11 protein-coding genes are annotated in these 9,895 nt (G+C 43.9%); 2 read left to right on the top strand and 9 right to left on the bottom strand.

Going from position 1 to position 9,895, the window contains the following annotated elements; genetic code table 11:
• Window positions 1-64: 64 nt before the first annotated feature.
• Both A6K76_RS13885 and A6K76_RS13890 read right to left on the bottom strand, forming a co-directional pair.
• A complete protein-coding gene (locus A6K76_RS13885) occupies window positions 65-481 on the bottom strand; it encodes a DUF4825 domain-containing protein (protein ID WP_083995468.1) in 417 nt (138 codons plus the stop codon).
• An 8-nt stretch (window positions 482-489) separates the two neighbouring features.
• Window positions 490-1,350, bottom strand: a complete 861-nt coding sequence (locus A6K76_RS13890; RefSeq protein WP_066466132.1) for a TetR/AcrR family transcriptional regulator — start codon at window positions 1,348-1,350, stop codon at window positions 490-492.
• 403 nt (window positions 1,351-1,753) lie between these two features.
• Here A6K76_RS13890 and A6K76_RS13895 point away from each other — a divergent pair, with 403 nt between their 5' ends.
• A complete protein-coding gene (locus A6K76_RS13895; protein WP_066466134.1) occupies window positions 1,754-2,524 on the top strand; it encodes a sporulation protein in 771 nt (256 codons plus the stop codon).
• A 45-nt stretch (window positions 2,525-2,569) separates the two neighbouring features.
• Here A6K76_RS13895 and rpsA read toward each other — a convergent pair whose 3' ends face one another.
• The 4 genes from rpsA to prsW form a co-directional block, all read right to left on the bottom strand.
• On the bottom strand, window positions 2,570-3,739 hold the full coding sequence (gene rpsA / locus A6K76_RS13900; protein WP_066466136.1) for a 30S ribosomal protein S1: 1,170 nt from the start codon (window positions 3,737-3,739) through the stop codon (window positions 2,570-2,572).
• Window positions 3,740-3,821: 82 nt separating this feature from the next.
• Window positions 3,822-4,496, bottom strand: coding sequence for a (d)CMP kinase (gene cmk, locus A6K76_RS13905; RefSeq protein WP_066466138.1), 675 nt, complete (start codon window positions 4,494-4,496; stop codon window positions 3,822-3,824).
• 236 nt (window positions 4,497-4,732) lie between these two features.
• Entirely contained in the window at window positions 4,733-5,380 is a 648-nt protein-coding gene (locus A6K76_RS13910) for a flagellar brake protein (protein WP_066466140.1), read from the bottom strand.
• Window positions 5,381-5,459: 79 nt separating this feature from the next.
• On the bottom strand, window positions 5,460-6,128 hold the full coding sequence (gene prsW / locus A6K76_RS13915; protein ID WP_066466142.1) for a glutamic-type intramembrane protease PrsW: 669 nt from the start codon (window positions 6,126-6,128) through the stop codon (window positions 5,460-5,462).
• Between the two features lie 75 nt (window positions 6,129-6,203).
• On the opposite strand from prsW, the gene A6K76_RS13920 reads away from it, so the two are divergent.
• Complete coding sequence (locus A6K76_RS13920) at window positions 6,204-7,169, top strand: asparaginase (protein ID WP_066466145.1); 966 nt, start codon at window positions 6,204-6,206, stop codon at window positions 7,167-7,169.
• 34 nt (window positions 7,170-7,203) lie between these two features.
• Here A6K76_RS13920 and A6K76_RS13925 read toward each other — a convergent pair whose 3' ends face one another.
• The 3 genes from A6K76_RS13925 to A6K76_RS13935 form a co-directional block, all read right to left on the bottom strand.
• Window positions 7,204-8,169: a YpdA family putative bacillithiol disulfide reductase gene (locus tag A6K76_RS13925; protein ID WP_066466147.1), complete on the bottom strand. Its 966-nt coding sequence runs from the start codon at window positions 8,167-8,169 to the stop codon at window positions 7,204-7,206.
• A 60-nt stretch (window positions 8,170-8,229) separates the two neighbouring features.
• On the bottom strand, window positions 8,230-8,985 hold the full coding sequence (locus A6K76_RS13930; protein WP_066466148.1) for a metallophosphoesterase: 756 nt from the start codon (window positions 8,983-8,985) through the stop codon (window positions 8,230-8,232).
• 64 nt (window positions 8,986-9,049) lie between these two features.
• Window positions 9,050-9,841 (bottom strand): LysM peptidoglycan-binding domain-containing protein, encoded by a 792-nt coding sequence (locus A6K76_RS13935; protein WP_066466150.1) that lies wholly within the window; start codon window positions 9,839-9,841, stop codon window positions 9,050-9,052.
• Between the last annotated feature and the right edge of the window lie 54 nt (window positions 9,842-9,895).

Genomic DNA, 9,895 nt, shown 5'->3' on the forward strand with positions numbered 1-9,895 from the left:
TACACCCTAAAGTTTATGCGCATGCTGGGCGCACAATAAAAAAGCAGTAGCTCCGTTTAGTGGGCTACTGCTTTTGAAGTTGTTCGATTAATTTACGCAATGCCGCTTCGTCGTGAATGTTGCGCACATCGATGCCGTACGTGTCGTTTATTTGCTCGCGTGATAGCTCATACGCTTGCTCTCCGACTGTGTAATGCACCCAATCGACATTTTGAATTAAGCTAAATAAATACGTACCGTTTGCTAGCATTTGTGCCTCTGTTAGCTCCTCGTAATACAGCTGTAATCCATATGGTTCTAAATCCGTATATAGCTCCATTTGAATAAAATGTGCCGCTCCGTCCACTTGCTCGACGACTGCCCGCACAGCTGATGCATCGCCAATATACGTATTTTTGTACGCAAATACACCTTGCTGCTCCTGTTCACTGCATGCGACGAGTAGCAACATCATCATACATAAAAAAACCATTCGTTTCATCTACTCACCTACTTTGCTTTCAAATAATGCCACGTGACGTTCACAAAATGCTGTACACGCCGCTCAAGCTCTGTTTGTGAAAAGCTACTTGACAATGCAGGCAATAAAGCACGCAGCACCGTCACACGTATCGTTTCACGCAAAAACTCCTGTTGCACCGCCTCTAGTAACTGTTGCTGCTCTAACGTTAATGACTGCTTTAGCAAATCGTCGACGAGCTGCAATAAATCTTCTTTCATGACAACCGGTCTTGTAATCGTTTGCTCTAACACACTTAAATAAGATGTATTAATAAAGCATGTCGTAATATTTGGCAACAAAATTTCAACATACTGAAACATCGTTGATACGAGCTCCTTTAGCGTATAGGCACTATTTGTGACACGCAGCACAAACAGCATATGATGAATCATGCCATGCACAAGCACCGCCGCTTCATACGTTTGATCCTCGTATGAAAAGGGATACACTTCCTGCAGTCGCTCTTGAATCCAACGCAGCTCAATTAAACGGTGCTGCAACACTAAATTTTTCAGCTCCGGCTCGTTGGAATGTAGCAGCCCTTCAAATAAAACGTGTAAGTTGCGCTTTTCATTTGTATGAATTAATACCGATATTTGTTCAATTAGCAGCTCTTTGTCCGTTGCATCTTTACCTACCTCTAATGCAAGCCGGTATTCACGAGCCTCATAGCGCAGTAGCTCAAGCACCGCCGCAATGCATTCTGTTTTCGATGCAAAATAATTGTAAAACGTTCCCTTTGAAATGTTCGCCCGCTCAATGATTTCTTGAATTGATGTTTGTTGAACACCGCGTTCAATAAATAATGTGAACGCAACATCAGCGACATGACGTTTTCGCTTGTTCATAATGCCTCCCATTTGTACGATGTGTCCACTTCAGTATAAAGGAAATATGTAGTTTTTCAAATTGGCAACGTTTTATTGAAACTATTTGTCTGAAATTGCGTATAATAAATTAGGTTCTATTCCAAAATCGGTGCTTGCAACGTGTAGATGTATATTCTGAAATACAGGCGACGACTTCTGCGAAAACAGCGAAAATCTTTTCGCGACGAGTACCCGCAGAGGCACCCGAGCCGAAAATCGATGAACAAAGGCTACGTTCGTCGCGTCCATGCGACAACGCCTTTATGACGAACGTCGTGTTGCTCTCCGCGAAAAGCGTCTGCCGAAATGAAAGAACTGTCAAGAACATATTTTGGTCAAGAGCTATAAATTGTACATATTTATTTTAAAGGAGGCATTTTTTATGTCATTTTTCAAGAAAGCATTAGCAAGCTTCGGTGTTGGTGCAGCCAAAGTTGATACAATTTTAGATCGTTCAAACGTTCGCGTAGGCGATACGATTACAGGGCGCGTTGAAATTGTCGGCGGTGACGTTGCACAAACGATCGATGCCATTTCTTTAGTGTTATACACATCATACACGAAGGAATTAAACGACACGAAATACGAAGAGGACGTTGTGTTAGAAAACTTACGCATTAGCGACGCGTTTACAGTAGAAGCAGGCGAAAAAAAATCGTTGCCGTTCTCATTTGAGCTACCGTATGAAACCCCAATTACGATGGGAAAAACACGCGTCTGGGTACACACTGGTTTAGACATTGCAATGGCGATTGATCCAACTGATAAAGATTACATTTCAGTAGAGCCAACACCACTTGCGACGGAAATTTTAAATGTAGTGCAAGCGCTTGGTTTCCGTTTACGCGAGGTTGGATGCGAAGCGGCAGCGCCAGTATATCGCAAGCGCTACCCATTCGTGCAAGAGTTTGAATTTGTGCCAACGTCTGGAGAATTCCGCGGCAAGCTCGATGAATTTGAAGTGATGTTTTTATCGCAATCCGCCCATTCAGCAGAGTTATTATTACAAATCGACCGTAAAGTGCGCGGCTTAAGCAGCTTATTCGCAGAGGCACTCGATTTAGATGAGTCATTCGTACGCTTAACGCTCACGACAGCGGACATTCCGCAGCTACAACAAAAGCTGACGCAAATTATTCGTCAGCACGTATAAAACGACAAAAAGGGCTATGCGCACGTGCGCATAGCCCTTTTTGCATTAATCTTGTTTAAATTTTTTCAGCTGGTCGCCGATTACGTCCGCAAACGAGAAGCCACTATTTTCTTCTGGTAGCTCGTATGACTCATCTACTTCAATCGTTGACGATACTTTTTGTGCTGGCGCTTCTTGAAGCTGCTTAATGCTTAATGATAGACGGTAATTACCTTCTTCACCACTTACATCGAGCACTTTCACACGCACTTCGTCACCTTCAGTTAATACTTCTTGCGGTGTGCCGATATGCTTATGTGAAATTTGTGAAATATGCACGAGCCCTTCGACACCTGGGAATACTTCAACGAACGCGCCAAATGGTACTAATCGACGCACAACACCTGTTAACTCTGAATCAACCGGTGCTTTTTGTTCAATCTCTGCCCACGGTCCAGGCTGCGTATCTTTAATCGATAATGAGATGCGCTCGTTCGCTGTATCAACAGATAATACTTTGACGCGCACTTGTTGCCCCTCTGATAGCACATCCGTTACGTCCGTTACATGCTGGTGCGATAGCTGTGAAATGTGCACTAAGCCGTCAATGCCACCTAAGTCAACGAACGCACCAAATGCCGCAATGCGCTGTACTGTGCCGTCTAACTCATCACCTACTTGAATCGTTTCGATGACGTTTTGCTTTTTCGCCTTTTTCTCATCCTCTACGACAGCACGATGAGATAAAATTAAGCGACCTTTTTCTTTGTCGAGCTCAACAATTTTAAACGACAACGTACGCCCTTTATAATCATCGAATTCCTCAACGAAGTAATCCTCCACTAATGATGCCGGTACAAAGCCACGTACACCTAAATCAACTACTAGGCCGCCTTTGACCACATCTTTTACTTCCGCCTCAAACACTTCACCAGTCGCAAATTGCGCTTCTAGTTTATCCCAAGCGTTGAGTGCATCCACTTTACGTTTTGAAAGCACGAAATTTTCTTCTTCTACCTTCGTAATGAGCAACTTAAGCTCATCACCTACTGATACCGCATCAGAAGCTTTTTCGACGTGTAAGCTAGATAATTCACTAATTGGCACGATGCCATCAAACGGCGCACCGTCAATTGTTACCGTTACCGATTTATCGTCTACTTGTACAGCTACCGCGTTAACGATATCACCTTCTTTAAACTGTTGGCTTGCTCCTAAATTCATCTCTTCAGACATATGTAACCCTCCTTCACATCTTCCATTCTATTGTATGCTATCTTGTTAATAAAAACAAAAAATAAGCGAAAAAATCGTGAATTTAGTTCATTCGCTCCTTCGCAAGACGCAAAATCTCTAATGCCGCTTCGTCGATTGTGAGCGTCGTCGTATCTAAATAAATCGCATCGTCGGCTTGCACGAGTGGCGATACTTCTCGCTCGCTATCTAGTTTGTCACGCAGCGCAATATCCTCAATTAGCGATTCCATTGTTGAGTCGATGCCACGCTTTTCATTGTCGATAAATCGACGACGTGCGCGCTCTTCTACTGTTGCAGACATAAACACCTTTAACTCCGCCTGTGGTAATACGTGCGTCGCAATGTCGCGTCCGTCCATCACAACGCCTCCTGCTGCTGCTAACTGTTGCTGTGCTGAGACCATTTGCTCACGAATCGCTCCGTGTGCGGCAACTTGCGATACAGATGACGTGACGTCGTTCGTACGGATGACATCTGATACGTTTTCGCCATCTAAAAATACGAGCTGCCCGTTTTCTGACGGCTGTAGCTCAATTGTTGATAATTTTAGTAGCTCGGCTAACGCTGCCTCATCTGCTAGCGATACATTTTGCTGCAACGCTTTATACGTAATGGCGCGATACATTGCACCTGTGTCAATGTATGTGAAGCCTAATTGTTCTGCGACGATTTTCGCAATCGTGCTTTTGCCAGCGCCTGCTGGTCCATCAATGGCAATTTGAATCGTTTTATTCATAGTTATTCAATCCTTTCTTACTCTCTTTAGTTTAGCATAAAGGCAAAAAAAAGCCTCGTTTGAAAACGAGACTTTTACAATTATATAGGCTCTTGACCAAAATATGTGCTTGATCGTTCTTTCATTACGGCGAACGCTTTTCCCGCTGGAGTCCGCCTCTTGTTTCAAGCAACTTTTATGCGTCAACCCCAGCTTACGGTCATGAACCTAAAAATGGCTAATTAACAAACATGCCATTATATATTCAATTCTTTTTTGCGCAATAAAATTTGTCGCTCGAAGCAAAAGCGTACAATGTATTGCTGATCAATGTCGAGTGGCTCAATAAATTGAACCGATGCGATCTTCACGCCTTCTCGTTCAAATATACGAATAATTTTTGATTCGGTCATAACGTAATGAAGATCGCCATTTGAAAACGGTAGAACGATCGTCGCATCAACTATCATGTCCTCTTCTAGCTGCTCGTAGCCTTTTAAAATAACAGCGATACCACCAGCTGAAATATCATCAGTTGTAAGCTGATAAAATTTGTCGTCTACTTTTAGTGCGACGTCAACAGCGGTTTGCACACGTACAAATCCGCGACGCTGTAACTTCATAATTTCTTCTGGATCGGGCTGTCTCATCGCCATCATCGGAATGCCGACATTTTTCCGGCCAAGCACCTCGGATACGAAAACGTACGATGCTTCACCTTCCACAAGCGTCACTTTAAATTGCGTCCCATCGATTAAAAAAGCTGTTTTACGTGTTAATACATTAATGGGATAATCAATATAAAAAGCGTGTTCTTCATTTTCTACAAGCTTGCAGCGATAACGCTCGTTGCGTTCATTCACAACGGGCTCTAATGTTAACTCGGTTCCAATTTTGAAATCCACATTTTTCCCCACACTTACGTTATAATTTGTTAATTTATTATGCCATAGTATACTTTATTTTTCTATAGCGTACTATAAATTATAATTTATTTTGATCGTACAAATGAATAATTAAATGTGCGTGTGCCATTTTCACTTTGCGCAATGCAAATGTCCATAAAAACAGCATAAACGGAATCATCACATATAGCCACGCGTCTTCTAGCATTAAAATACCGTTGTACACAATATGTAACAAGACCGGCGCTAAAAAGGCGAGCCATAAATACTTTTTCGTGCGCTTCGTAAACTTTGACTTTCCTAAATAATAGCCCATAACGACGCCAAATAGCGCATGGCTCGATACAGGTAGCAACGCACGCATAAACGCTGTATCCACACCGTAAGACAATAAATATAAAACATTTTCCACCGTCGCAAAGCCAAGTGATATGCTCGCCCCATACAAAATGCCATCGTACGGATCGTCAAACTCAACGTGATGGTAAATAGCTAAATACAATAAAAACCACTTAAAAAATTCCTCAAGCACACTCGTAAACAGCACATGCTGCACGAAAGGATTTGTAAACACAACTTCTTCTGTTAACACATATTGAATAAACAAAATCGGGAACGTGATGGCCGCACCGTACACGAATGATTGAAGAAGCGTCTTACCTGGCTCCGTTTTCATCTCGTTGCGTAAATAAAAGTAACTAAACAGCGCAAGACCTGGTGCAATTGCGACTGTTAGCAATATAAACATGTTGTCCATCACTCCTTATATTTTGCTATAATCATTATACCATGTGAACGAATACTACGTGTGAGGTGCTAGCAATTGACAAAAAACATTTTATTAATTCATACAGGCGGCACAATTTCGATGAAGCTACATAACGAATCCGGTGCGGTCATACTAAACGACGAAAACCCACTGAAAAATGAAGCTATGTTGCAAACGTATGCAAATATCATTGAGCTCGAGGCATTTAACTTACCATCCCCACACATTACACCACAACATATGCTCACGCTACGCAACATCATCACCGAGCACGCAAAGCTTGAGCAGCTAGAGGGCGTCGTCATTACACACGGCACCGATACGCTAGAGGAAACGGCGTACTTTTTAGATATGACGACGCAATTTGACTTTCCGATTGTCCTAACGGGTGCGATGCGTTCATCCAATGAGCTCGGTGCAGACGGCGTGTATAATTTAGTCGAAGCTGTACGCGTCGCAACGGATGAACAAGCACGCAATAAAGGAGTGCTCGTCGTCATGAACGATGAAGTGCATCTTGCCTTTAACATTACGAAAACATCGACAAGCTCAGTTAACACGTTCCAGTCGCCGCAGTACGGGCCAATTGGACTTGTCACAAAAAAGCAAGTGCACATTCACCATGCGCCAATTCACCGGCAATATGTAAACGTCACATCATTACAAAAGCGCGTCGCCTTGTTGAAAGTGTATGCCGGCATGGAAGCTGACTTACTCGATTACATATTGCAGGCAAACTACGACGGTCTTGTGCTTGAAGCGCTCGGTCAAGGAAACGTACCGCCATTGATTGCCAAAAAGCTACAGCAATTTTTTACAGCGCACATTCCGGTCGTGCTCGTATCGCGCTGCTTTAACGGCATTGCAGAAGGTGTGTACGGCTACGATGGCGGTGGCAAGCAGCTTGAAGATGCTGGTGTGCTATTTGCGAACGGCTTAAACGGACAAAAGGCGCGGCTAAAGCTTATGCTTGCGTTAAACGCGCATGATCCGGTCGATTTACGAACATTTTTCGCATAAAAAGACGCGTGGACAATTGCGCCCACGCGTTTTTTTATGCTCTTTTTGTCTGAATACACGCAGCAATTTGTCCACCATGAAAACGTCCATTTTCAATAAAAATTTCGTTCGCATTGTTGCCCGCTGCAATAACACCTGCAATAAATAAATTACTTACGTTCGTTTCCATCGTCTCCTCGTTAACGAGTGGACGGCCTGTTTCATCATCAATATGAACGCCCATTTGTCGTAAAAAAGAATGATCTGGATGATAACCTGTCATCGCAAAGACGAAATCATTTGCAATGCGCTGCTGCTCGCCATCACGCTCAATAATGACCGCATCTTCTTCAATTGCTGCAACATGTGTCTCAAAATGCATCGTAATATCACCGTTTCGAACGAGCGCCGCAAAGTCCGGTAGCACCCACGGCTTAACGCTTGGCGAATAGTCGCTACCTCGGTATACGCACGTAACGCGCGCACCTGCTTTATGTAGCTCAAGCGCCGCATCGACCGCAGAGTTTTTCCCACCGATCACAAGCACATCTGTATCGAAATACGGATGTCCCTCCTTAAAGTAATGCAGCACCTTTGGCAATTCCTCGCCTGGTAGTCCTAAATAATTCGGGTTATCATAATAGCCCGTCGCAATAATTACGTACGGTGTTTCATACGTATCCTTTGACGTTTCAACAACGAAATGCTCACTTAATTTCACGACGCTATATACTTTTTCGAAGCGATGCACCGTCAACTCCTTACGCTTGACGACTTCGCGGTAATACACGAGCGCTTGATTGCGATGTGGCTTGCGCTGTTCAACGATGAATGGTACATCGCCAATTGCAAGCTTCTCACTTGAGCTAAAAAATGTTTGATGCGTCGGATATTCATAAATCGCGTTAACGATATTGCCTTTTTCAATGACAATCGGTGATAAACCAATTTCCTTTAGCGCAATAGCCGCTGCTAAACCACACGGACCGCCACCAACAATAATAGCCTCTACTTTTTTCACAAAAATCCATCTCCTACTGCTTATCTATAGTTTTTTCCATCCATATATACGTTCTCGACATTACTCGACATGAATTTCAATAATGTGCGCTTCAGGGTGTGCGCCGAGGCGAAGTGGAACGAGCGTCGTGCCGTAACCGTTACTAATGAGCTCCGCATGCGTTTCTTTTTTGACGAACGCGCCATTTTCGTGCATGCCGAATCGTCCGAGGCGAATTTGTCCACCGTGCAAATGTCCACCAAGCATAAGCACGGGTCTATACGTCGGCACAGTACGCGCAAACACTTGTGGATTGTGCGAAATGTAAATGACGAAATCGTCATCGGTCGTTCCTTTAAACGCTTCATCGATGTTGTAGTCGCGCTTTGACGTGTCGTTAATTGCTGCAAGTACCCACGAATTACTGTACTGCGTTAAACGCACATTTTCATTATTGAGCACACGGACGTTGTTGCGCGCAAACAGCTCGACTAATTGTTGCTCGTCTAGCTCACGATCATTGTTGCCCCACACGAAATACGTCGGTGCAATTTGTACGAGCTTTTGTATATTTCGTTCGACTTGCGCTAACGTCACGCGCTCATCGCAAAAATCACCGCCGATAATGATGAAATCGACGTTGCGCACTTGCTGCAATAATGCATCACTAATTCGACGAGCGTGCACGTCTGAAATAAAGAAAATGCGCAGCTGCTCGCGCTGACCTTGTAGTCGCAGCATATGCGTTTTCACCGTATTTTCGTGCGCCACCTTTAACATATAGGCGAACATACTAGCACCTGCTAGCACTATTGCACCGATGATTTTTTTCCACATATTCGTTCATCCTTTCCGTCATATAAAAAGGACGTGGCTCACAAATGTGAACCACGCGTTCTCGTTACGGTAATGTTAATGCGCTACCTACAACAATTTCATTTGAGGATAATCCGTTTGCCGCCTTAATGCGTTCGACTGCATCGCCACTGCCGTAATAATTTACAGCAATGCGGTATAACGTCTCTCCTTCTTTAACAGTATGCGTACGAGTTTTTGGCTGCTGCTGTTTTGGCTGAGCTTGTTGCTTCGCAAGCTCAGCCTGACGTTGTGCTTCAGCTTTTGCTTGTTGTGCCTGCTGTTGCTTCGCGAGCTCCTGTGCTGCTTTACGTTTCGCTTCGGCTTCTGCTGCCGCTTTAGCTGCTGCCTTTTGACGTTCTAGCTCCGCCTGACGTTGCGCTTCTGCCTCTGCTGCCTTACGCTTTTCTTCGGCTTCTGCTGCTTGCTGCTGTGCAACGCGCTCTGCTTCTGCCTTCGCTGCTTTTTCAGCTGCCTTCTGTGCTGCGATTGCCGCTGCCGTTCTTTCTGTTTCTGTTAGCTCGCCTTCTTGTGAGCCATCACCTGCTGCAATACGATTTTCCTGCGGTATTACAGACGTATTTGTCGCAATTTCGACCACTTGATGCTCGGCTACTTTTGCTTGCTCAACTGCTACACTCGGGTCGTAAAACTTCCAAAAATAAATAATGAATCCAATCGGAATACAAATGAACAGTAAAAAAATCGGTGTTAAAATCGCGTCACTTTTTTGTTTTTCCTTCACTGGCTGCTGTGTGTCTAATGACTCCTCCTCGTAATCGACATCAATTTTTTGACGTCCATCATCAAGCGGTTCCTTTATTTTTTCTTTCGACATTCCGAGTCACCCCCATAGCCATCAAGTTAAGAAAATATGTTTGAAAAATGAAGA

The sequence above is a fragment of the Caryophanon latum genome, assembly GCF_001700325.1.
GTDB lineage: Bacteria > Bacillota > Bacilli > Bacillales_A > Planococcaceae > Caryophanon > Caryophanon latum.

What these genes read in the sequence shown, in the direction of transcription:
- A6K76_RS13885 (WP_083995468.1), bottom strand. Translation starts at nt 481, where the DNA reads ATGAAACGAATGGTTTTTTTATGTATGATGATGTTGCTACTCGTCGCA.
- A6K76_RS13930 (WP_066466148.1), bottom strand. Translation starts at nt 8,985, where the DNA reads ATGTGGAAAAAAATCATCGGTGCAATAGTGCTAGCAGGTGCTAGTATG.
- A6K76_RS13935 (WP_066466150.1), bottom strand. Translation starts at nt 9,841, where the DNA reads ATGTCGAAAGAAAAAATAAAGGAACCGCTTGATGATGGACGTCAAAAA.
- prsW (WP_066466142.1), bottom strand. Translation starts at nt 6,128, where the DNA reads ATGTTTATATTGCTAACAGTCGCAATTGCACCAGGTCTTGCGCTGTTT.
- A6K76_RS13895 (WP_066466134.1), top strand. Translation starts at nt 1,754, where the DNA reads ATGTCATTTTTCAAGAAAGCATTAGCAAGCTTCGGTGTTGGTGCAGCC.
- rpsA (WP_066466136.1), bottom strand. Translation starts at nt 3,739, where the DNA reads ATGTCTGAAGAGATGAATTTAGGAGCAAGCCAACAGTTTAAAGAAGGT.
- A6K76_RS13890 (WP_066466132.1), bottom strand. Translation starts at nt 1,350, where the DNA reads ATGAACAAGCGAAAACGTCATGTCGCTGATGTTGCGTTCACATTATTT.
- cmk (WP_066466138.1), bottom strand. Translation starts at nt 4,496, where the DNA reads ATGAATAAAACGATTCAAATTGCCATTGATGGACCAGCAGGCGCTGGC.